The sequence below is a fragment of the Brevibacillus sp. FSL K6-0770 genome, from assembly GCF_038000275.1.
Taxonomy (GTDB): domain Bacteria; phylum Bacillota; class Bacilli; order Brevibacillales; family Brevibacillaceae; genus Brevibacillus; species Brevibacillus parabrevis.
On record NZ_JBBOBQ010000001.1, the window covers coordinates 5,104,519 to 5,127,703 of the forward strand.

Below are 23,185 nucleotides of genomic sequence, written 5' to 3' on the forward strand. Positions count from 1 at the left end.
TAAAGAGTCTTACGAGAAGGCTTACTAAAACACATGTCTCCATTAGCCTAGGAACATATCAACTTCCTTAGAGAGTATGGTTTTGATCCGAAAGAAGTTACTACCTTAGAAACATTGAGACCATTGAACATTCGTATTTTGCAGCTCCCTCATGCGCTAGAAGACTGGAAAAACAAAAAACGCACAGGTACCTAAAGAGGTTTTCGCCCCTAGAACTGTACGCCATAACTGCACTATTGAATTTCCACTTAAAGATGGATCTAAACAGCTCATTACAATGCGCATATTTCGCTGTTTTATTAGTTGGGGTAGTACCAGCGTCGCTGACACCACCCTCAACTTCATCGATTAAACCGGAAATTTGCTACATTTTGATCGAGCCAGGCTTGCATACCACCGTAAAACTTCCAAGCTTAACACTAGAGTCAACTAGAAAAAAAAGTTATTAACGATTCATTACTTATATAGGTAATCATAGTCGACTACAGTACTATAAGTAGTGTCACCTAATTTGACTCTATCAACATCACCACTCCAAGTAGTCACCGGCCCATAAAATTTTCCGTATTTATTCTGCGTTACAGTAAACTTTACAGGACCACGCTCAGATCGATCCCGAATTTCAGTACCAAAATCACTATCGTAAATCGAAGTGAGTACTGCAATACCAGCCATGTACGGCCCCACAGTTGGAATTAAGCCCATGAGATATTCAGCAGCTGCCTCTGCATAGCCTGTATCGTAATTTTTTGCAAATTTACGCGCTTGTGGGGCCATCAAATAAAACTCATAATCTGTTTGCGACCAGTTAGCCTGACTCCATTGAGATTTATGATATATTTGCCTTTTTACTACTACACCAACAACATCTCCTTTTGCTGCTTGAGCAACATTTGAAGAAGCGCCGAATCCTGCAACCCCCACTAACATTAGAGCAAAAGTCATTACCATCGCTAAAAGTCTTTTCATTTTCAACATTTTTACAGTCCCTTCAATTAATTTAGTTTCGAAACAAAAAAGTTGTCATTCCTCCCCTTTCCCGGCAGAAATTAACCTCTTTTTTGTTGCAGTAAAAGGGACTTTTGTTGTTTAATTAAAAGGATGTAGCCCTTTTTCACAACAAGAAAGGGGTTCACGCTAAGCCGCTACCAAGGGTGACTCGCCAAAGTTCTACTTGGTACGGCTTTTTTCTACATTTCTACAGAAATAATTGTAATTCCTTCTAATTTTATCCTTTTTAGTTAATTTTTTGTATTATTTTTATATTTTTAACAATACACATATAATTTTCCATATAAATAAAAAAATGTAAGAGCAAATTAAAATACTCTTACATTTTTTGTCTCCGTTATTCTTTTAAACTTTTTTTATCCTGAAAAATCCAGTTACCCAATGAGTTACTATGTGAACTATTATGGAGATTAAATATATCTTAAGAAAACTATACTCTTTTAACCATTCAATATTTTGACTATACGCAAGAATAAAAAGAATTATCAGACATAATATTGAAGCGCACAAACTAATTAGATATCTTCTTTTCATATGGTTAGACATTAAAGCATACCCCCATAAAATTACTTTTAAGCTTTTGTAAATTCATTAAAAATTACAATTCCCGACTTTACCCTATCACTTAATTTATATCTCCAAAAAAGTGCTATTTCGATGGCGTTGATAAGCGCGTTCTACATTAGTGAGAGGCTTCTCTTTTAATTAGCCTTCAGAACGTTTTTTAAGCCATTCATTTACTAATTGAGGGCCAAACAAGTTTTACGTGCCGACAGTCTATAAACTGGCATACCTTGTTAAATGTACCTCGTCAGTGTTGCTTTAGAAATTCCCAAATAGTCCATGACCTCATTTGATTTGAGATACTTTTTTTCAATCATTTGCTATTTCATTTCCCCCTCCACGCCAAAGGGTTTTACATACACAAAAGGATTAAATTGGTATTGATTTAATTTTATGTGAAGGCTCAGTAAAAATCAACAAAGATCATAAACAATCAATCATTACCTCATTTTCACTCAACTCGTACCTGACGCGCAAATCCGTCCTGGAAAATCTGCCCGGCTGGCCAAATCGACCATCGTATCCCGCTTGCTTGTTGTCAACTGTCGCCAAACCACGCCTGGCACAAAGCTGCAATTCCCGGTTCGATCTGGTCGAGGGCAATGCCTGAGAAGCCGAGGAAAAATTCTTTGGGCATGTCCGCAGGCGGCTTGAGCCATGTAAAAGCCGCAGAAGACGCCCGCACTCCCGCCTGAATCGCCAGCCGTTTCAGCTCTTCTTCCGACCGCTCGCTGTAGACGCGCAGCAATACGTGGAATCCGGCATCTGCTCCGATCACAGCAGCCCGCTCGCCAAAATGCTTCTGAACGGCTGCCAGCAGGGCATCGTGCTTTTTCCGGTACAGGCTGCGCATTTTGCGGACGTGCTTTTCCAGATGGCCGTTTTGCATGAATGCTTCCATCGCGCGTTGATGCAGCCGCGACGCTGACTGCTCCAGCAAAGTGTCGCGCAGCAAGGTGTAGTAGACATCCAGCAAGGAGCTTGGCAAAACGATGTACCAGATGCCGAGCGCAGGCGCCATGACTTGCGCGAAGCCGCCCATGTAGATGACATTATTTTGCGGCAACAGCCCTTGCAGCGCAGGAATCGGCCTGCCGTGGTAGCGAAACTCGCCGTCGTAGTCGTCTTCGATGATGTACCCGTTGACGTTTTGCGCCCACTCCAACAGCTGCAACCGCTTGGAGACAGGCATGATCATCCCGCGCGGATATTGGTGCGAGGGAGAAACGACGGCGAGCCGCACCTGCGACTCGTACAGCTCGGAAACATCGATCCCGTCCTCCGTGAGTGAAATCGGCACCGTCTCATATCCATGCTGGCGGAATGTATTGGCATAGAGCAGGTAGCCCGGATTTTCCACGCCGATGCGCTCCAACTGCGGCTTGAGCATCAGACAGATGAGCGAAAGCAGCCCGAACTGATCGGCTCCAACGACGATTTGATCCGGCGAACAGGTTACTCCGCGATACCTGTGCAAATAATCGGCGATTTGCCGACGCAGCCCCGGCTCGCCCTGCGGATCTCCATAGAACAAATCTTCTTCCCGCGCCGGGCACAGTAGTTGATTGTACAATCGGCGCCAGAGCGTGTACGGAAAAAGAGAAAAATCGTTTTGCGACATATGAAAATCGTATTGGTAGTTTCGTGCATCACGCACAGTCGGTCGGTTCCATCCTAAGTGTTCATGCTGCCTTTTTTCTTTTGGCGAAAATTCGGGATCGGGCAGCTTTTCCACGAAGTAGCCGCTGCGCGGTCTGCTCTGAATGAATCCTTCGGCAAGCAACTGCTGGTAGGCCATTTCTACAGGTGTCGTGCTCAGGCCAAGCGAATCTGCCAGCTTGCGGACGGAAGGAAGGCGAACTTTCTCCGCCAGCCTGCCCGCAATGATTTCGTTTTTGATATACGTATACAGCTGCACATATTGCGGCTCGTTTGTCGCTTCATTCCATTTGGGTGTCAACAGCAGCATCGTGTATGCTCCCTCATCTGTCCTTTTGTTTTTTAGCAAACTGTGCATTTTCAAGTATACACTTGTCCACTATGCTGTTAAAAAGCGAATCTGGCAAGGAGGACAGCAAACATGTCTACTCATAACGAATACAGCGCCCCCGTCCGTTTTCTGGTGGGAAAACGCGTCTATCTCCGCCCTCTTGGACAGGACGATGTGGACTTTTACTATCATTCGCTCTACAGCAGCGATACACGCAAATTGACAGGCACGCAAAAGCACTTTACCCGCGAGCAAATCGAGCAATATTTTGAGAGCAAAAGGCAAGATTCTGCCAGCGTGCTGCTTGCGATCGCCTTGTGCGAAAACGATGAGGTGATTGGTGACGTTCAGCTAGGCGATATCGACACTTTCAACCGCAACGCCTACATTCGCATTGCCATCCATCAACCCGCCTACCAGAGCAAAGGCTACGGCAGTGAGGCGCTGCTGTTGATGCTCGACTACGGGTTTGGCATTCTCAACCTGCACCGGATCGAGCTGAACGTATTCGCCTACAATGACCGGGCGATCCACACTTATGAAAAGCTCGGCTTCCAGCGCGAAGGCGTGCAGCGTCAAGCGCTCTTTTACAACCATGCTTATCACGATTCGATCCTGATGTCCATGCTGGCGGAGGAGTATCGGGAGAGATATGTTAAATAAACGGCAAGACCCTCCAATCAGAGGGTCTGTTTTTCATTACACGGTCATGAGCGTTTTTTAGCGGCTGTTTTGTGCAGGATTCATCTCTTTGCTGTAGAAACGCAAAAGAATAGAAAATATTGTAAAATCAAGCGTATATAGCCGAAAAGGAGCTGTTATGAAAAGGAACTTCCTTGTCTCTATCTTATTGAAGCTGCTTCTTCTAATTCAACTGAGCGGGTGCAGCAACGAAGCAGCCTCTTTTCAACAAACCGACAGCGCTGTGACGGAAGTGGGGGAAGCACTAACCTTTGTCTTTGACTCAAAAGAATATGATTTACCCGTCAATCAAATTCAAGGGCTGCAAAATTATTTGAACGAGTACACCCCCGAAGAGCAGAAGATTGAAATGGAACGAATCGTGGTTGAGCCATTCTGGTCTGGAAAAAATGGATTGCTTGCCGATGTGGCCTACGCCTGCGGCACCAAATTATGCAGTCATGTTCTGGTCCACCTGCAAGACGACCATGTCAAAAGTCTTCCGTTAGACCCTTCCAGCATCTTTCAGCAAGCGATTTTATCGCCTGACGAAAAGTACGCAGCGATCCTCCTTGGCAGAAATGAGGGGAATGAAGTGATTCGGCATCATCTGTCGATCATCGATTTGATGAAGCTGGAGCTGCTTCCGATCCACAATGCCGAGGAAAAGCTGCGGCCGCTGCTATCACCGGAGTCTTTTGAGCTGCCCATCACGGATTTGGCATGGGTCGACGCGCACACGCTGGAAATATCGGTACCAGTGCTGACTGATTCTTCGTACGAATCGGTCGCCAAATGGTTCAAGGAAGACGGGCCAGTAACGAAGCTTCGTTTTGACATAGAAGACTGAGAAAATGCCTCACCCGGTTTGGGAAGGAGGCTGTTTTTTTATCGGAAAGCTACACTTTTTAGCTAATGCTTCTGCTGATCCAATAGCTGCTGTTTTACCCAGTAGCTACTGCTTACCGATAGCTGCTGCTTTCCCGACAGAGCCTACCATTATTGCGCTATTTACATTTCTTCCTGCTCATCCGACCAATCCAAAAACCCGGACAAAAGGCTCTCCTGCTCCACCGCATTTCCCTGCATTTTCGCTTGCAGGCGGTGGATCCGTTTTTGGTAGGCGGCTGCTTCTGCTTGGGTACGGTTTCGCAGCAAGGTGCCCCGCTTTTTCCACTGCTCGTAAGCTTGCCGCGTATAGCGCAATGCTTTTTCCGCATCGCCCAGTTGATGCTCGCACAGCTTCGCCGCCTCGATGTACACCTCTTCCGGGACGTAGCCGGACGACGCTATGCACGCTTCCCAGACCGTCAACGCTTGCTGCCAGTTCTTTTGCTTTTTGTACAAATGGCCGATGGCGAGCTTGGCCCGGTTGCTCCAGACATGGTCGCTATCCGCAACCAGGCGGTAGCCCGCCATGGCCGCTTCCTGGTCCCCCAGTGCATCGTACCATCTGGCAATTTCAAATCGTTCCGCAACAGAAATGTCGTTGCCCGGCTGATCTGTCAACAGCCGGGTCATGTGAATGTACAGCGTGATCAGCGAAAGAACGTCTGTCTCGTTGTGCCGCAGCACCCCTTCGATCACGTCAGGGTCTTGCGAATGCAAAAAGTCAAAGTACCGTACAGGAGCCAAAAAGCCTGGCAAATCATCTTCGCGAAAAACGTCCAGCTTTTCCTGCTCGATGATTCCCAAGCGACACGATTCCAGCTCAGCCTTCCACAGCCTTCTGGCTCCGTGCAGCAAGTCGAGATGACCGAACGTCGGCAAGGCGGGAACCTGATCGCGCACCAGCGTATGCCTCGTCCGCACCTGCGGCCAGTCAAACGATTTCCCGTTGAACGTCACCAGATGCGAAGACTTTTGCGCCTGTTCGAGAAACGACTGGTACAGAGTCGCTTCCGCATACGGAGCCGGAAGGAAATGCTGGCGGACAATAACTTCTTCCCCTTCCAGACGACTGTAACCAAGCAAAAAGACGGCATTCCCGGCGCCGCCGGACAGCCCGGTTGTCTCCGTATCAAAAAACAGCAACTCGTCCGCTTTTTTGCCCGCTGCGGACAATGGATGCTCTCTGCCGGAAGCTTCCCAGATAGCGATTGCCTCGTTCAACTGGGAAAAAGTGTACGCCCCGTGGCGTTGCCCGATCGGATAGCGAACCTCGCGAATCATGACATGCTCGTCTTCCCAAAAGTAGGGGAACGCCTGCATTCTGCTCCATTTGTCTGCAAAAGGAATCGGCAGTTTCCCTGCTTGTGCGGGAATGGCAGAAAGTGATTCTGAGTCAGCGGGACTTGATGCGGTAACTTCTTCCTCTGCGGACATCTTAGTCGTTTTTGGTGCTCTGGCTGATTCTTCGGTCGTTTCGAACGCTCCAGCTACTTCAGCCGATGCCTTAGCCGCAACGGACACTCTGGTTGCCTCTGCTGACACCTCGGCTGTTTCGAGCACTCCGTCTGCTTTGGCCGACACCTCGGCTGTTTCGAGCACTCCGTCTGCTTTGGCCGCCAATCCCGCAGCCGACTGCCCCTGCGCTTCCTCAGCTGCCCTCGCTGCGGCGGACGACGCCCTTTTTTCCGAATCCAGCGCCATATGTCCCTTCATCCGTTGCAGCTTGGATTTAAGAGACATATGTGCTTCCTCCCTGAGCGATGCGCAGCAAGGTCATCGCCAGCTCCTTGCTGCCGTCATCAGTCGCCCCTACGCAGGAAGGACAGCCGGATGTACACGGACAAAAGCTGATCAGCTGCTGCGCCTGCGTGAGAATCGTCTCCATTTCCTTGTACACTTGCTCGGATAGCCCGATGCCGCCCGGATAGCGGTCGTACAGGAAAATCGTCGGCTCTTGAGAATGCACAGCCTTGCGCTGGGGAATCACATGCAAGTCCATCGGGTCACACATGACAAAAAGTGGCGCTACGTGCTGCAATACGTGGGCCAGTCCAACCATCCCCCGCTCCACGTCCTCCGTCCCGATCTCTGCAAGCAGCGAGTCGGAAAAACCGATCCACGCTGCGTTCGTGTGCAGCTCCTCCTCAGGCAAATGAATCGGCCCCGAACCGATATTTTCATGCGTCTCAAACTTGATTTTCTTGAAAATCGTCGCCATGGCGTGCACCGAGACTTCGCCGTAGGCAACGACACTCTGCCCGTGGTGGCGCGTCTGGTCCTGCTCCAGCACTTTCAGCTGCACCGCCAGATTGGCGTCTGTATAATAGTCGACCTGCACTTCCCGGACGTACGCTTTCTTTTCCTCGTAGTCCAGCTTTTCCACCTGGTACTGCGTTCCCTGGTGCAAATAAATCGCTTCGTCATGCAAAAGCGTCATCGAGCTGAACCGGTCCATTTCCCCGATGACCCGCTCGTTGCCGCGTTCGCTAATATCGATGATGACCACGTTTTCCTGGGATGCCGAGCGCAGACTGATGTTGTGTGCTGGGAATGAATCGTTCATCCAGAACCATTTGCCGCGAGAGTAGTGCAGCACTTGCTCCTCAGTCAAAAATTCCAGCACTTCCGTGATTTCCGCGCGACCGAACGTATCCCCTTTGCTAAAAGGCAGCTCGTACGCCGCGCATTTCAGATGATCGACCAAAATAATCAGGTTGTCAGGGTTGATCCGTGCCGTCTCCGGACTCCGATCGAAAAAATACTCGGGGTGGGCGATCACGTATTGATCCAGCGGAGTCGAGCTGCCGACCATAATGACCGCCGACTCTCCTTGCCGTCTGCCTGCCCGTCCCGCCTGCTGCCACGTACTCGCCACCGAGCCTGGATACCCGGTAATGACGCACGCCTGGAGCTGCCCGATGTCCACCCCAAGCTCCAGCGCATTCGTGCTAACAACTCCCATGATGTCGCCATTGCGCAGGCCGCGCTCAATCTCCCTGCGCTGACTAGGCAAATAGCCGCCGCGATATCCTTGAATCGTTTTCGGGCCGAGCTTGCGCTTGATCAGCTCCTGCAAATACGTCAGCAAAATTTCCACCCGGACACGGCTGCGCGCAAACAAAATCGTCTGGATGCCATTGGTCAAAAACTGCTCGGTAATATCCCGCGCCTCCAATGTGGCGCTTCGCCGGATGTTCAGCTGACGGTTGACCACTGGCGGATTGTAGAACACAAAATGCTTGATTCCCGACGGCGCGCCGTTGTTATCGACCAGCTCTACCTGCTCCTCTGTCAACGCTTCCGCCAGCTCTCGCGGATTGGCGATCGTAGCCGACGTGCAGATGAATTGCGGCGTGCTGCCGTAAAAGGCGCAAATCCGTTTCAGGCGGCGAATCACGTTGGCGACGTGGCTTCCAAAGACGCCGCGGTATGTATGCAGTTCGTCGATGACGATGTATTTCAAATGCTCGAAAAAAGAAACCCATTTGGTGTGATGGGGCAAAATGGCTGAATGCAGCATGTCCGGGTTGGTGATGACGATGTTGCCCGCTTTGCGCACCATTTGCCGGATGTTGGCAGGAGTGTCGCCATCGTACGTCTCCGACTTGATGGCCAGCCCCATTTCGCCAATCAGCTCGTGCAGCTCCGCTTTCTGGTCCTGGGCGAGCGCTTTGGTCGGAAACAGGTAAAGCGCGCGGGCTTGTGTGTCTTCGGCCAGCGTCTGCAAAATCGGCAGATGGTAGCACATGCTTTTCCCCGATGCAGTCGGCGTGACAGCCACGATATGCTTGCCTCCGCGCACATGGCGAAACGACGTCTCCTGGTGCGTGTACAAAGAACTGATCCCTCTTCGCGTCAGCGCATCCTGAATACGCGCATCCATCTCCTGCGGAAACGGAACCGCTTTGGCCTCGCGTGCCGGAATCACCCGCCAGTGGGCGATATTGTCCCGAAAACGCTCGTCTGTTTTCAACTGCTCCAAAATACTTGCCATATCTTTTTTCATCTTCACCAGGCTCACCTTCTTGCCCTTATTCTACGAATGGACGTTCGGGATGTAAACCCCTATAGCTGTTTTGGCCGAAGCGACTTTCGCGAGAAACATGCAGGCAGGACGGGAGACTCTCCCCCTTGGCCCGCGCAAAAGAAAAAGCTGCCAGATAAGCCTGGCAGCTTCTGTTCTTGCATCCTTATTTCTTCGCCTTGCCGAGAATCTCGAAAATGACTTCGGCGTTGTGCGTATTGTCGATCAGTCCGGCAAATTGCTCTTTGCCTGGGCCGTAAGCGTATACGTTGACATCTTCTCCGGTATGTCCGCCTGTTGTCCAGCCAGTGAAGGTGCGCTTGTCAAAAATCGCTTCGATGGCGTTGTCGATGTCCACCTGCTTTTTGGTGGCAGCCGCTTTGTTCACGGAAGCAATTTCTTCCGGAGTCAGTTGCAAATCAATGTACTTTTTCAGCGTTTCTTCTACGTTTGCGCCTTTGGCGATTTCGGCAGAAATGAAATCAGGGGTGCGCTTCGCCGCTTTGATCGGCCCTACCAGGAAGTTGTACTCCTCTTTCGCCCCTACAGACAAGCCGCCTGTGGAGTGGTCTGCCGTTGCGACAACCAGTGTGTTGCCGTCTTTTTTCGCAAAATCAATCGCTGCTTTGAACGCTTTTTCAAAGTCTTCCATCTCGCTCATCGCGGCAACGATGTCGTTGTCGTGACCAGCCCAGTCAATCTGGCTTCCTTCTACCATCAGGAAGAAGCCGTCCTTGTTTTTGTTCAGTCGCTCGATTGCCGCTTTCGTCATGTCCTCCAGCGAAGGAGACTTCTCCGTGCGGTCGATCATTTTGTCCATTCCGCCTGTTGCGAACAAGCCGAGAATTTTGTCATTTTTGTCGCTCAAAAGCTCTTGTTTGGTCGTGACGTAGCTGTAGCCGTCTTTCTTAAACTCTTCCGTCAAGTTGCGATCTTTGCGTACAAAGTTGTTCAGACCGCCGCCGAGCAACACGTCGACGGAATGCTTGCCGTTGATTCGCAGATCGTAGTAGTCGTTTGCGATCGCGTCCATGTTTTTGCGGCTCTCATCGTGCGCACCAAAAGCCGCAGGGGTCGCATGCGTAATCTCCGAGGTAGCTACCAGTCCAGTAGATTTCCCTACTTTTTTGGCCCGTTCCAGCACCGTCTCTACTTCCGATTTGTCGTTGTCGACCGCAATCGCGTTATTGTACGTCTTCACGCCGGAAGACATGGCAGTCGCCGCAGAAGCCGAGTCGGTGATGTTTTGCTTTTCGTCCTCGGCATAAGTCATTTGCGCCCCGACCAAATATTTGTCAAACTCGGTCGGCTCCATCACAGTAGTCTTCGGGTCGTCTTTCATGTAGCGGTAAGCAGTTGTATAGGACGTACCCATGCCGTCACCGATCAGGAAGATAATGTTTTTAACTTGGGCGTTGCCCGCTTTATTTTCTGCCGCCTTGACCAGACCGGGAGTGCCGCCAAACAGCGCCGTCGTCAGGGCCAGAGAAGAGATGACAGCTACTGGGACAAGCTTTTTCGGGAATGTACGAAACATTTTGTACCTCCTGCAAATAGGAATGTTCATAAGCATGTCACCAATCATAGTCTTCTTCTGTTGAGATAGGACGGGCTTTGTGTAAAGAAATGTAAGGGATTGGTAAAGGCTGCGTTAACAAATGGGTAGCGCCTGGCCTTGGCGAAAACGCCGCTGTTGTCCAGTCTGTCGGCAGACCCACGGCTTCCCGCGCCTCTTTTTGCGCCTGATCTACGGCAGCGAAAAAGCCTCCTCGAATGCCTGCTCGACCTGCCCGGACTCCCGCGAGACGGCGAACAGCGCGAATCTGTCTTTTGTTTTCCACACATGCTCTTCCACGAGAGTCGCCTCGTCCGGACGATAGTCGCTGAATTTGACCAGTTGCGCCTTGATGCGTTTTTGCACGTTTTCCTTGATCGCCCCGAGATCAGCCGCGTCCTTCACCTGCAAGACGAGAATTTCGTCTGCCCGCACATTCGACTGCGACGTTAGCAGCATAAAGCCCTCGATCTCCTCTGGCGCGATGTGGTAAAGCTTTTGCAGCTTGGCCGCATCGCCTTGCTTCAGCTCGGATACGTTCACGGCTTGGCTGATATGTTCGGCGATTTCCTCTATCGTCGGGGCAGCTTCCTCGCGCTCCGCATCGGAGCATCCGGCAGTTGCCATCACTAGCGCGGCGCAGGCAAACAGTGCCGCCAGCCACTTCCGGGCGCCTTTGCTCCCAAACAGACTTGTCATTGCTTTTCCCTCCTGTTTATTGCCCCTGTCCTGCCAAAGCGAGGATGGACGGATCTTCCGCAAACGTCTGCACATTGTAGAGCAGCAGCATGTCGCTGTACTGCTGCTCGCGGGCGAGCCGGGAAACATCTCCCTCGTAATAGCGCAGGTCGACGACGGCGATTTCCGCAAAGTGCGGCACGAGAAACGGCAGCAGGCTGTTGGCATACGAGTCTTTGACGACGAGCAGCTTCCTTTTCGCCTGATTGTCCGAGCGAATGTGGAGCAGGCCGTGGTTGCCGCCGAGAAAGACGGCGTACTTGTCTTTGCGCTTGAGCTGATCCAGCTCGTACAACGAATGGGACTGCCGCTGTTCGTCCACGAACTCGACGCTGTACGTTTGCGCCGCGCGCGGAACATACAGTTCGATGCTGTCCGGCTGCACATGTCTGTAGCCGCTTTTGGAATAGAGCGAGCCGTAAAACGCGTCCGACCCTGTCTCTATCCGAAAGTCTTCCTCGTCCTGCGGTTCCAGGCCCATTTGCCTTGCCAGCGTCTGGTAGGCATAAAAAGCGCCCTTCGTCGTCCAGTGATGGTCTGTCTTGTAAAAAATCGCCTGTTTTCGCTGCGCAGTCAGCGCCGGATACACATCCACAAACGCAATTCTCTCGTCCAGAAGCTGCCTGATCTCGTCCCGGTAGACAAGCTCTCCGCTGCCGGAGACGTAAGGCGGCAGCTTGTCGTCCAGCACGCTTTGCGCCGTCGGGACGAGCATCACGTATGTGCGCAGGCTGGGCACTGCATCAGCAAACGCATGGATCGCCGCGGCTTTCGCCTCTGCGTCGCCGGGCGCGGGCGGCGTGAATTTTTGCAGCAAAAATCCGTCCCGCCCCAGGTAAACGCCATGCCGCTCCACTTTGCCCAGCGCGCTCTCCACTTCCGAGCGCAGCCCGACCCAAAACTCCCGAGCCGCAAACTGGTCGGCGACGTACTTCTCCACCTCGGTCGCGAGCTTTCCTGTGACCAAGCTGTGCACGGAAAACATCGGGAGCTGCTTCAAGCTGCGATTTTCCGCCTCGGAAAACGGCTGGTCGGGCGCGAGCAGGTTCCAGCCGAGAATCCCGCCGGTAAAAGCGACCAATAGCAGGGCGACCAGAGGCCCTTCCCACGGATTGGCTTTGTTCACAATCACCACATCCTTCAAAAACGAAAATATAAGAATGGATTGTACGTCTCATCGACCAAAAAAGCCGTAGACAGCAGCAACAGCCCGACATGCACGGCCGCCGCCACAGCCCCGCCCAGCAAGTGCCGCCTGTCTCTGAGCAGCGCTGCTGCCTTTTCTGGAAACGGCGTCGAGCAAATTGCCAGCACAAGCAGCAAGAGCCAACTCGTCGACCAGTAGTAGAGCGCCTGGTCGTCCATGAAGCCTTGTCCCGCAAAACCGAACATCGCCCTCAGGAACTGCCAGGCCACAGGCAGGCTCGCGCATTCGAAAAATACCCAGCCGATCAGCACGACCACAAGCGTGTAGACGTGCCCGACAGCGGCATGCGCCTTTTGCAGCAAGCGCAGGAGCAACCATTTTTCCAGGATGATGAACAGCCCGAAATACACCCCCCAGATGACGAAGTTCCAGCTTGCTCCATGCCAAAGTCCAGTCAAAAACCAGACGGCCAGCAAATTTGCAGACTGCCGCAACAGCCCCGCGCGGTTGCCGCCAAGCGGAATGTACACGTACTCCCGGAACCAGCTCCCTAGCGAAATGTGCCATCTGCGCCAAAACTCCGAAATGCTTTTGGACATGTACGGATAGCGAAAGTTTTCCATAAAGTCAAAGCCGAACATTTTCCCCAGTCCGCGCGCCATATCCGAGTAGCCGCTGAAGTCAAAGTAAATCTGGAAGGCAAAGGCGACGATGCCGAGCCAGGCGAGAAAAGTCGTCAGCTCGTCGGGCGGCGTCGCTTTCACGTCAGACCACAGCAGCCCGATGTTATTGGCGAGCAGCACTTTTTTCGCCAGTCCTCTGACCAACAGCGCTGCCCCTTCGCCGAATTGCCCGAATGTCACCGTGCGGGCGACAAGTTGCCTCGCGATCTCGCCGTATTGAATGATCGGTCCCGCCACGAGCTGCGGAAACATCGCCACGTACAGCCCGAAGGACAGCATGTTTTTTTGCGCGGCTACCTTGCCCCGGTACACGTCCACGATGTAGGACATTGTCTGAAACGTATAAAAGGAAATGCCGACAGGCAGCGGCAGCTCTGGCACAGACAACGAAAGCCCCAGCCACTGGTTGAGGTTGTCTGCGACAAACCCGGCGTACTTGAAAAACCCGAGCACCCCCAAGCTCCCGGCGAGCGAGAACAAGAGAATCGCCCTGGCTACTCCCCTTCGCTCCCTGAACTTGTCGAGCAATAAACCATTGGCATAATCAAACGCCGTGGAAGCGAGCATGAGAAACACGTACACAGGCTCGCCCCATGCGTAAAACACCAGGCTTGCCGCGAACAACACCGCATTTTTCAGCCGCGCAGGCGCTATATAATAAAGCAGCAATGTAAGCGGCAAAAAGTAAAAGAAAAACAACAGACTGCTAAAAACCAACGCTCGTTCCCTCCCTGCCCGCAACGCTCGGCAGACGCGCCTGTCAGTTCAGGCGGTCTTTCAAGTAATCGAGCAGCAGCCTGTAGTATTTGCCCTTGAAGTGAATCCCGTCTGTATCGTACAAGTCTTCGTTGCCAGCAACCAGCGGAGACACGTCGACGAACTCCACGCCGTGCTTGGCCGCCAGCTCCTGCAACCCTTTGTTGTACGCTGCAATGTTGCGATAGCGCGGCTCCTGTTTCTCTGCCTCCGCCGTTACGGGAGTCACGGACAAGATCGTCAGCTTCGCCTGGGGCAGCTTTTCCTTGAGACTGTCGATCAGCTTGGCGTAATGCTTGTACGAGTAGCTCACGGGATCGTCTGTCGGCCAGAGGATGTCATCTGATCCCAATTGGATGAAAATACGCTCAGGCTTGCGCTTGGCGATCTCCTCGACATCCTCCAGCGCAAATTCAGCCGTTTTGCCTGCCCCTGCCGCTACATTCGCCTCATCCAAAACATCGTGGAAGGACAAGCCTTCCGTGATCGAATCGCCGAGAAATACGCTTGTTTGAAACAACGACCGATACGTCGGCTCCGCTGTCTGCCCTGCGGCTGTTCCCGCGCTTCCTCGCTCGGCAGGCTTGGGCTGCTCTGCCTGTTGATTTCCGCATGCGGCAAGCGACAACCCGATGCTCCCTGCCAACAACATGACCAAAGCTTGTTTTTTCATGATTCTCTCCCTCTCTTTTTGAAAATGACGCGCAATGCGCAATGCAATGCTTGCCTTGTCTACCCAAAGAGCGTACAGGGCCGAGATCAAGATCAGATGCAGAACAAATCGACGCGGCGTAAAAAATGGATAAAAACGACCAGAACAAAAAAGCGCAGAAACGTGTTCTGCGCTTGAATGCTATTCGTTTTTCGGGAGCAGGAAGAAAAACTCGACGCCTTCCTCCGTATTGCACACGCCGAACGGCACGTCATGCAGCTCCAATATTTTTTTGCAAATAGCCAGCCCGAGTCCGGTTCCTCCCGTGGAACGCTGGCGGGACGGCTCTCCGCGGTAAAAGCGATCCCAGATTTTTTCCAGTTGTTCCTCGGGAATACGGCTGCCTTTGTTTTCGATGCTGACTCGTGCCATCCGGCCCTCGTCGCGGATGGACACGACGACGACTTCCCCTTCCGGCGTATAGCGAATGGCATTGGTCAGGAAATTGACGACGACTTGCTCGATGCGCAGTTGATTGGCGACTGCCACAACAGGCACAAGCTGTTTGTGCAGATGCAGTTGTTTGCCCTCGATGTCCGGGCGCAGCTTGTCGCAAACCTGCTCGATCACCTCGTGCAGCGCAAACGGCTCCCGCTGCATCTTGTACGTTCCTGATTCGTACTTCGCCAGTTCCAGCATGTCGATGATCAGCAAGTCCATCCTGTTCACTTCTTTTTCCATCGCCTCGAAGTAGTAGTCCTTTTTATGGCTCGCGACCCCGTCCTTGACGATCGACAGACAGCTCTGGATTACCGACAGCGGCGTTTTCAGCTCATGCGATACGCCTGCGATAAATTCCTTGCGCGTATGCTCCAGCTGCTTTTCTTTTTCGATATCCTGTTGAAGCTGCTCGATGTAGGCGTGCAGCCGCTCCGAGAGCTGGTTGATGCTGCGCGAGAGGTCGCCGATCTCGTCATGGGAGACGACGGGAATTTTCTCGGAGAAATCAAGGCTGGCCATCTTTTTCGTCGTCTGGTTGATCGCAAGCAGCGGACGGGCAATTTGCTTCGAATAGTAGAAGGAACTGAGCAGAATGAGCAGGAGCACAAACAGGATGAGATACACGTAGTAATCCTCGATCATGCTGATCGCCTCATCTACAGGCTGCAACGATGTCATGGCAAAAAGGTAAATCGGCTGCTCGTTCGCGTAATGCACAGGCTGGACGAACAATTGGTACGAGATCGCGTTTTCTGCGACCTGATACGTCAGCGGTCCTGCTGGCTTCGCCTTTTCCGGATTCACCAGCAAGTCCGCCTGAAACTGCTTGATCCGGTCGACAAAGGCCGGATTGCTGTACAAAAAGCGCGGCGTTTCCCCCTGGTCCGGGAGGTGCGCCTGCGTGATGGTCCCGTAGAGCAGCCTATTTGGAAATTCTTCGCTCTTCTCGGCTGGATTGGGGTTTTTCGAGATGATCTCGTGCTCTTTTTTCACAAAATATTTATTCTCGAACCAGACTTTGTCGTACTCCACTTCGAGCCGATACGGAACCAGCTCCTCGCCGCTCTGAAACACATCGATGGCGACCATCTCGCCCGGACGCAGGAAGCGGCTACGCTGGTACAGGTCTTCTGCGTTCAAGAGGCCGTACAGCGGAAGGACCAATGTCCGATTGGCAAAAGGGTTGCCCTTTTCCGGGAACAGCCTGACTTCGACGGAAAAATCGGCCGCATCGCGAATGTTGCCGAGCTGATCGAGCGTGGTGACCCATGTGTTGTGCTGGCGGTAAAACTGTTGCTCCAGTTGCCGGACAGCTTCGATATCGTTGCGCTTTTGGGCGTACTCCTGCTCAAACGCCTGCAAGCTTGCCTGCACGTCCGCGACTTTTTGGTTGATGTAAAACTGCTTGAAAAAAACGGTCTGTCCCACGTAAATCACGGCGAGGATCAGGACGCACAAAGCAGTCGTCCAGATGAACAGCTTGGTGACAACACTGCTTTTCATGCCCGCTCCTCGAACTTGTACCCGGACCGGACAACGGTGACGATACAGGACGCCTTCTCTTCCAGCTTGGCGCGCAAATTGCGAATGTGGCTGTTCACGGTGCGATCGTCTCCGGCAAAGTCGTACCCCCATATTTTCGTAATCAGTTGCTCCCGGGACACAATCATGCCTTTATGCTTCAGCAAATAAGCGAGGATTTCAAACTCCGTGTGCGTCAAATCAACCTGCTTCTCCCCGATTGCCACTGTGCGCGAAGAAAAGTCGATCGTGATGCCGCTGCCAGACAGGCGCTCGCCCGCCGGAGCCAAAAAAGCCTCTCTCTCCAGCAGCCGTTTGGCCCGCGCCAGCAAAACAGGCGGGCTGTACGGTTTGGTGACGTAATCGTCAGCGCCCAGCTCAAACCCGAAGAGCGTGTCATCCTCGTCAGCGCGAGCCGTCAGCATAATAATCGGCACACGGGATATTTTGCGGATGCGCTGGCAGACCGACCAGCCGTCCAGCTCCGGCAGCATGATGTCCAAAATTATCAGGTGGACGTCGTGCGCCTGAAACAGCGCCAGCGCTTCTTTGCCGTCTGCCGCTTCCAGCACCGCATAGCCTTCGTTTTCGAAGTAATCCTTCATGATTTCCCGCAAAATCGGTTCGTCTTCGACTATCAGGATGTTTTTGTTCATGTCTGTTCTCCCCGTGTCATGTTTACCTGACATGGCTCAATCTTCCGTTGCCATCAGCGCTGACAAGTGATGAATCAGCACGCGCTCTACCTTCGGCCCGTCCAGGCGCTGCGGTTCGAGATAGGCGTGCAGCGCAAGCCCGTCGACCAAGGCGTAGAGCCGCTCTGTCTCCATTTCCTTGTCGATGTTCGCAGGCAGCAGTCCGGACTGCTCGGCATAGTCCATAAGCTTTTGCAAGCCGGGGTAAATGCCGTCATACTGCGCGTCCAATCCGCCCGGCTTATGGCGAAAGTAGGCGGTAAAGGCAAACCAGACCTCCATTTCCGCCATCTTTTCCTGATTGGTAGGCACAAGCTCCAGAATCGTTTTGATAAACTTCTCTCTCGGCGGCAAATCAAGCGAAATAATCTCGCGGATGCGAGCCGTCGCCCTCTCCTTCACGAGCTTCAACGAATACGCCAGCAGCTCGTCCTGCGTGCTGAAATAATGCCGCAGCGCACCTAGCGACAGCCCTGCCTCTGCCGCGATATTGCGAACCGTCGCTCCCTCCATTCCCCGCTCGCTGATGACCCGCCAGGTCGCTTCGGCTATTTGTTCTCTTCGTTTTTCGTGATCGATTTGTTTTGGCATAGCTGTATTTTACCAAGCCCGAACAGGACGAGCAATTAAACAATACACTTGTATTAAATAAAAACAGGTGATAAAATCTTTTTACAATACATTTGTATTAAAAAGGAGAGCGTGAACGTGAACTGGATCGCGTGGATGATCGTTGCCTGTGAAATTGGTTTTTGGGTCGTGATTGCCCTCGGATTGGCCGTGCGGTATGGCTTGGGAAAAGAGCGGCTGGGGCTTTTCATCCTGGCGCTGACTCCCGTGGTCGACCTCGTTTTGCTGGCCGTGACCAGCGTGGACTTGTACCGGGGCGCGACTGCGACCATGGCTCATGCGCTGGCTGCTGTCTATATCGGCGTGTCGATCGCTTTTGGCAAAGGCATGATTCGCTGGGCGGACGACAAGTTTTTGTCCTATGTAAAAAAGCAGCCACTGGCGAAAAAGCCGAAGCTGTACGGGATGGCTTACGCCAGGTCGTATGCCAAAGGCTGGTTCAAGCACGTCTTCGCCTACCTCATCGGGGCGGGGCTGCTGCTCGCGATGATCTTTTTTGTCGGAGATGCCTCGCGGACCGGAGCTTTGGAGCGGGCGATACTGCAATGGGCGGTCGTGCTCGGCATTGACCTTTTGATTACCGTCAGCTTTTTCGTCTGGCCCAAACGGAGCAAAAGCGCCAGCTCGTGACCGTAAAGATATAACCGTCGACGCCCAGGCAAAAGCCAAAGCCGGGCTGGCACAAATACGATGATGCAGGGACAGCGAAACCAGTGTGCGTAGCACTGGGGCGCTGTTCCTTTTTGACATAAAAGCCACGCCAATGTCCGGCCGGAGCTTTTGGATGCGCCGCGCAAGCAAAAATGGCCTGTCGGCAAATACCCCGGATACGGCTACGCTCCGGACAGAAGATAGAAAACCAGCTTCCCTTACCAGATGCCAAACGATTCAGGCTCCACCTTGCCGATCTTGTCCACGCTGGTTTTATCCAGTTCCATCATCAGTTTGGCGAATGTTTCGATTTGCTCGTACATCAGCTCTCCGTCGATTTTGTCTGCCTCGGCATGATCCGGGGCCGTGCACAAATAATCGGGGCCAGGGATGAGCGACACTGTCGGAATCCCTTCCTGAAAAAGCGGCTGGCCTTCGCCAAAATAAATGCGATTGCGCGGGCGCAACAAGACTGTCCGCACCTTTTTCCGTCCCTGCAAAGCTTGCAAGTACAACGCCGCAAGCTCTTTGTTCGCCGTATAAACCAGCTCCGGCGCAATACGGCCTGTCGGCAAAAAGTCTGTCTTGTCCCGATTGTCGCTCCATTCCATGCAGCCCAAATGCTCCAGGGTCAGCCCTGCCACCGCACGGGCGTGGCCCTCTTTGCCCTCCCACAGCTCAGGATGATCGCGCAACCAGCGGGATGTCGCCTGACGATGGTTCAGTCCGAATTGCTCAAGCTGGAAGTGACCCGTCACGAATACAAACAACATCGTTCGTTCGGGCTTCTCCGCTTGATTCCGCAAAAAATGCATCATAGCCAGCATGCCCAGGCCGCCATTTTCCTCGATTCCATTCGGCCCATCCGTATGCGTGTTGACCAGGATGACCTCCTTGTCCGTTTTTCCGGGAACGACTGCATAAATCGTCTCGCTCGCAGCCTGTTCCTGCAAACTGGCGGACAACGTCAACCTCGCTCTCTTCTTTTTCGAGATGCCTTCCAGTAGAGCTTCTCTCGCCTCGCGATCGACCCACACGCCGGGAATCCCCTGATAGTCATTGCCAAAAGGCAAGTATTGGTCACGCGCATTTGCCGTGGATATATTTCGCCAAACGCCAATCACTGCCAAAGCGCCTGCTTCTTTCGCTTTTTTCAAATCCGGCACGCCAAGAAACGACTGCAAGACCGGATTTTGCAGGAAAAAAGACAGCTTCGCGTCGTCGGGAAACACGTCGCGCTGTTTCATCAAAAGTGTCGTGGGCAAAGGCCACACCGCTACCTCGACGACTGCAATCTTTCCCCGCGCATGCTTGTAGCTGCCTTTTCCTTTGCCGCAATAAACAAGCTCTCCTTCTATTCCTTGCGAAGAAGTCATGCCTGAATACGGATAAATCGAGGCGACGCGGATTTCTTGCTCCGTTCCGTCAGCCGCCAACAGGTGCAGATTTGCTTGCTCTGCCTCCCACTTTTGAAAGTAGTGCCGATCTGTTTCAACTTGATAGCCGATGGCCGTGATTTGTTCCCGCAAAAATTCGATAAAACGCTGATGCGCAGCCGTCCCCGTCAACCTCGGCCCGAGCTGGTTCATGTACGCTTGCCAACCTGCGATTGTCGCGCGATCAGGCAATCCTGCCAAAGACTTGTTCACAAGCACTTCCTCCTTTATGCGCTCTCCGCAAGGTCAGGCTTCAAACAAGCTCTTTGACACGGACGCTGGAAATCCCTTCCACAAAACAAAAAATCCGCCGATGATTGGCGGATGAAAGTGGGCTGTGTACGTGCACGAATCAGCTGAATCTGGACTATCCGTTGAGAATGCCCATGGATTGGATATGCTGCTTCGTTTCCTCTGTCCCGCATTCGTAAATGGCGCGGTATATTTGCGTCAAACAATCGTCGTACAGATCGTTTTCCGCGTCAAAATGATACGGGACAGCCAGGGCATGCCCGCGGATGAACGTGTCAAATTCCGTTTCTGTCCTTTGCTCAAACAAGCTTTTCAAAGCGTGTACTTGCAGGTCTGTCGCCTCGATTTCGAACTCGTAGGCAGAATCGCCCTGATTTTCCATGATTGTCCCTGCCTGAACCGAGACGTAATATCTTTTTTTGTCCATTGTTACTCTCGCCTCCCGAACGCTAGTATACGAGTACGGAAATCAGCAATATCGCGAGCAGCACCGCAAACGCTCCCAGGTAAAACAGCATCCCGACATTCCCGAGTACCTTGTGCTTGACGGTTGTTTCGCTGATGTTGTTGTCCAGTTCTTTCGTCTCCTGGCGTTTGGCGTAGCGTATGGTCCAAAACAGCCCGATCAAAAAAAGCAGGCCAAAAATAGCATAGTAAATCCCTGGGTAGTGGAGCATTCCTTCCCCCCGCTTCCTCTTCTGATGATTATCTATAGTTTGCGGGGTAAGGCTTTTTTTATTCACCGGAATCCGGGTATGCTCCGCGTCGATTCAGCTTGCGCCTACACGCCGATCATTTCTGGAGATTCAGACTTCTTTTTGCGCTCGCACCATTTGCGCAATCCCTTGGGCCAACCGCCGGATTTCTTCTTCCGTATTGTAAGGAGCAATCCCGGCCCGAATCCACCCGCCCTTGTCGGCAAGTCCGGCCAGCTCAGCGAGACGCGAGGCGTAAAAATCGCCGCTCGCGATAAACACGCTATGTTCCTCTGCCATTCGCAAGCACGCTTCTTCCGGGTCGATTCCTTCCAAGCGAAAGGCAATCGTCGGTGTTTTTGGCACATGCGCACCAGCCTGGAACAGCTTCACGCCTGCTGTTTGTTGCAGCTCGCTTCGCAAGACGTCAGCCAGATGGTTTTCATACTTTTCCAGCCGGGAAAAAGCGTCCGCCAGCCGTTCGCGGCGGTTGGCACCTGTTCCGAGCGAAGCGATGAAGTCAATCGCCGGGGCGATGCCCGCGATTCCTTCGTGGTTTTGCGTTCCCGTCTCCAGCTTGTCAGGAATGTAGCCCGGCGCTGGAGCGAGTTTGTACGTTTTCAATGACTCGAACAGCGATTGGCGGATGACGGCCATGCCCACATGCGGGCCAAAAAATTTGTAGGCGGAGCATAGCAAAATGTCTGCGCCGAGCTGCTTGCAACTGATCGCCATATGCGGCGCGGCGTGGACGGCATCCACCGCGACGACAGCGCCGACTCTTCGCGCAGCGCGAGCGATCCGCGCCACGTCGTTGATCGTGCCGACCGCATTGGATGCCAATCCGACTGCTACGAGTCGGGTTTTTTCGGTCAAAAGCGTATCCAGCTCCTCTGTGGCAAGCGTCAACGTCTCTGGATCGGCTTTGAGCCACCGGACGAGCACCCCACGGTCCAACGCAGCGGTCAGCCACGGATCGACATTCGCCCGGTGGTCCAGCTCGGAAAGGATGATCTCATCTCCTGGCTGCCAGGAACGGGAAAGCGCACGCGCGATGGCAAAAGCCAAGGTCGTCATGTTTGCGCCAAAAGCGACTTCCTCCGGTGCGGCGTCCAGCAAATCGGCAACCGCTTGCCTGGCGTCGGCAATGATCGCTTCTGTTTCCCGGCTGGTAGGAAACGCTCCGTGCAGATTGGCTCCGCCGTTCTCCATATACCGGAAGACGGCTTGCATGGACGCTGCCACAACCTGCGAGCCGCCCGGCCCATCGAGATACGCGACGGGCTTGGCGTGGTACGTGCGCTGCAGGGCGGGAAACTGCTCGCGAATTTCTTGCACAGGAAAAGCAGAGGTACGTGTCACTGACTTTGTCCCCTTTCCAGTCTGCAAATTATTTCTGCCACTTTTGTCTCGGAGGCATGTAGGTCAGCCTGCTTTGCTTGACGCCCATGGCGATCAGGCTTTCCAGCATTTTCGCCGAGGCAAACGACGGATCGATGACAGGCACTTCGTAGCCGTGTTGTTTCAGCCGTTCCTGGAGCGAGGCGGCGACGCCAAGCATTCCCGTGCAGCCAAGCACGAGTCCGTGCGCCTTGTCATCCTCAATCGCCCGCACCATTTCCGCGAACAAGGCGTCTTCCATTTTCGCCTTGTCCACCAAATCCAGCACCGGAATGTCCACATAGCGGACAGATGCGAGCTTGCTGTTGACCCCTGTCGTTTTGCTGACGTTTTCGATCATGTGAATCACATGCGGGAGTACGGTTACAACCGAAAAGCTTTTTCCCAGCATGCTGGCGATGAGCATGGACGACTCCCCTGCTCCCACGACCGGGATGCTTACGACCTCGCGCGCAGCCTTCACGCCCGGATCGGCAAAGCACAAGCTGATGACGCCGGAGCAGCCCTCCTGTTCCGCAGCAATCGCCTTTTCCAGCAGATTCGGGATGCAGAGAGCCTCGTCGTACTCGCCTTCTACGGACGCTGGCCCGTAATCCAGGTGGCACACGTCTACTTCGACCTGTTTCCCCACATATTGCGCAAACTCCTGCTGCACCTCCTGGTTAAACGTATCCATAATCGTGGGCAATATCACTCTGATCTTCATCCGTC

The 23,185-nt window shown here is 52.9% G+C and carries 20 protein-coding genes; 3 read left to right on the forward strand and 17 right to left on the reverse strand.

Annotated elements, in window-relative coordinates; all coding sequences use genetic code 11:
- Positions 1-456: 456 nt before the first annotated feature.
- Positions 457-978 carry a hypothetical protein gene (locus NST23_RS24255; RefSeq protein ID WP_063231731.1) on the reverse strand — a complete coding sequence of 174 codons (522 nt, stop codon included), beginning with the start codon at positions 976-978 and terminating at the stop codon, positions 457-459.
- A 1,135-nt stretch (positions 979-2,113) separates the two neighbouring features.
- Positions 2,114-3,541 (reverse strand): MocR-like pyridoxine biosynthesis transcription factor PdxR, encoded by a 1,428-nt coding sequence (pdxR, locus tag NST23_RS24260; RefSeq protein WP_063231729.1) that lies wholly within the window; start codon positions 3,539-3,541, stop codon positions 2,114-2,116.
- A gap of 114 nt (positions 3,542-3,655) precedes the next feature.
- On the opposite strand from pdxR, the gene NST23_RS24265 reads away from it, so the two are divergent.
- On the forward strand, positions 3,656-4,228 hold the full coding sequence (locus tag NST23_RS24265) for a GNAT family N-acetyltransferase (protein ID WP_340964731.1): 573 nt from the start codon (positions 3,656-3,658) through the stop codon (positions 4,226-4,228).
- Positions 4,229-4,385: 157 nt separating this feature from the next.
- Positions 4,386-5,096 (forward strand): hypothetical protein, encoded by a 711-nt coding sequence (locus NST23_RS24270; protein ID WP_281869698.1) that lies wholly within the window; start codon positions 4,386-4,388, stop codon positions 5,094-5,096.
- A gap of 161 nt (positions 5,097-5,257) precedes the next feature.
- Here the strand turns inward: NST23_RS24270 and NST23_RS24275 are convergent, their stop codons facing one another.
- The 10 genes from NST23_RS24275 to NST23_RS24320 all read right to left on the reverse strand — a co-directional run bounded on the left by NST23_RS24275 (position 5,258) and on the right by NST23_RS24320 (position 18,000).
- Positions 5,258-6,877, reverse strand: coding sequence for a ribonuclease H-like domain-containing protein (locus NST23_RS24275; protein ID WP_415858090.1), 1,620 nt, complete (start codon positions 6,875-6,877; stop codon positions 5,258-5,260).
- On the reverse strand, positions 6,867-9,149 hold the full coding sequence (locus NST23_RS24280) for a DEAD/DEAH box helicase (protein ID WP_340964733.1): 2,283 nt from the start codon (positions 9,147-9,149) through the stop codon (positions 6,867-6,869). The genes NST23_RS24275 and NST23_RS24280 overlap by 11 nt, the downstream gene beginning before the upstream one ends.
- Positions 9,150-9,327: 178 nt before the next feature.
- On the reverse strand, positions 9,328-10,698 hold the full coding sequence (locus tag NST23_RS24285; RefSeq protein ID WP_122966783.1) for an alkaline phosphatase: 1,371 nt from the start codon (positions 10,696-10,698) through the stop codon (positions 9,328-9,330).
- Positions 10,699-10,908: 210 nt separating this feature from the next.
- Positions 10,909-11,415 (reverse strand): DUF4358 domain-containing protein, encoded by a 507-nt coding sequence (locus tag NST23_RS24290; RefSeq protein ID WP_340964736.1) that lies wholly within the window; start codon positions 11,413-11,415, stop codon positions 10,909-10,911.
- Positions 11,416-11,431: 16 nt separating this feature from the next.
- Positions 11,432-12,580 carry a DHHW family protein gene (locus NST23_RS24295; RefSeq protein ID WP_340964738.1) on the reverse strand — a complete coding sequence of 383 codons (1,149 nt, stop codon included), beginning with the start codon at positions 12,578-12,580 and terminating at the stop codon, positions 11,432-11,434.
- A 14-nt stretch (positions 12,581-12,594) separates the two neighbouring features.
- Complete coding sequence (locus tag NST23_RS24300) at positions 12,595-14,001, reverse strand: MBOAT family O-acyltransferase (protein ID WP_340964740.1); 1,407 nt, start codon at positions 13,999-14,001, stop codon at positions 12,595-12,597.
- 43 nt (positions 14,002-14,044) lie between these two features.
- Positions 14,045-14,713, reverse strand: coding sequence for a GDSL-type esterase/lipase family protein (locus NST23_RS24305; protein ID WP_122966780.1), 669 nt, complete (start codon positions 14,711-14,713; stop codon positions 14,045-14,047).
- A gap of 180 nt (positions 14,714-14,893) precedes the next feature.
- Positions 14,894-16,696, reverse strand: a complete 1,803-nt coding sequence (locus tag NST23_RS24310) for a sensor histidine kinase (RefSeq protein ID WP_122966779.1) — start codon at positions 16,694-16,696, stop codon at positions 14,894-14,896.
- Positions 16,693-17,370, reverse strand: a complete 678-nt coding sequence (locus tag NST23_RS24315; protein WP_122966778.1) for a response regulator transcription factor — start codon at positions 17,368-17,370, stop codon at positions 16,693-16,695. The genes NST23_RS24310 and NST23_RS24315 overlap by 4 nt, the downstream gene beginning before the upstream one ends.
- Positions 17,371-17,406: 36 nt before the next feature.
- Positions 17,407-18,000, reverse strand: coding sequence for a TetR/AcrR family transcriptional regulator (locus NST23_RS24320; protein WP_122966777.1), 594 nt, complete (start codon positions 17,998-18,000; stop codon positions 17,407-17,409).
- Between the two features lie 117 nt (positions 18,001-18,117).
- Between NST23_RS24320 and NST23_RS24325 the strand changes: the two genes are divergently transcribed.
- Positions 18,118-18,669: a hypothetical protein gene (locus NST23_RS24325; RefSeq protein ID WP_122966776.1), complete on the forward strand. Its 552-nt coding sequence runs from the start codon at positions 18,118-18,120 to the stop codon at positions 18,667-18,669.
- A 239-nt stretch (positions 18,670-18,908) separates the two neighbouring features.
- Here NST23_RS24325 and NST23_RS24330 read toward each other — a convergent pair whose 3' ends face one another.
- The 5 genes from NST23_RS24330 to NST23_RS24350 all read right to left on the reverse strand — a co-directional run bounded on the left by NST23_RS24330 (position 18,909) and on the right by NST23_RS24350 (position 23,180).
- Positions 18,909-20,339 carry a hypothetical protein gene (locus NST23_RS24330; RefSeq protein WP_340964743.1) on the reverse strand — a complete coding sequence of 477 codons (1,431 nt, stop codon included), beginning with the start codon at positions 20,337-20,339 and terminating at the stop codon, positions 18,909-18,911.
- Between the two features lie 154 nt (positions 20,340-20,493).
- Positions 20,494-20,805, reverse strand: a complete 312-nt coding sequence (locus tag NST23_RS24335) for a hypothetical protein (protein WP_122966774.1) — start codon at positions 20,803-20,805, stop codon at positions 20,494-20,496.
- Positions 20,806-20,827: 22 nt separating this feature from the next.
- Entirely contained in the window at positions 20,828-21,055 is a 228-nt protein-coding gene (locus NST23_RS24340; RefSeq protein ID WP_122966773.1) for a hypothetical protein, read from the reverse strand.
- Between the two features lie 129 nt (positions 21,056-21,184).
- On the reverse strand, positions 21,185-22,435 hold the full coding sequence (locus NST23_RS24345; RefSeq protein WP_340964746.1) for a cysteine desulfurase-like protein: 1,251 nt from the start codon (positions 22,433-22,435) through the stop codon (positions 21,185-21,187).
- 28 nt (positions 22,436-22,463) lie between these two features.
- The gene (locus tag NST23_RS24350) at positions 22,464-23,180 is read right to left on the reverse strand and encodes an aspartate/glutamate racemase family protein (protein WP_340964748.1); all 717 of its coding nucleotides are present in this window, start codon (positions 23,178-23,180) and stop codon (positions 22,464-22,466) included.
- Between the last annotated feature and the right edge of the window lie 5 nt (positions 23,181-23,185).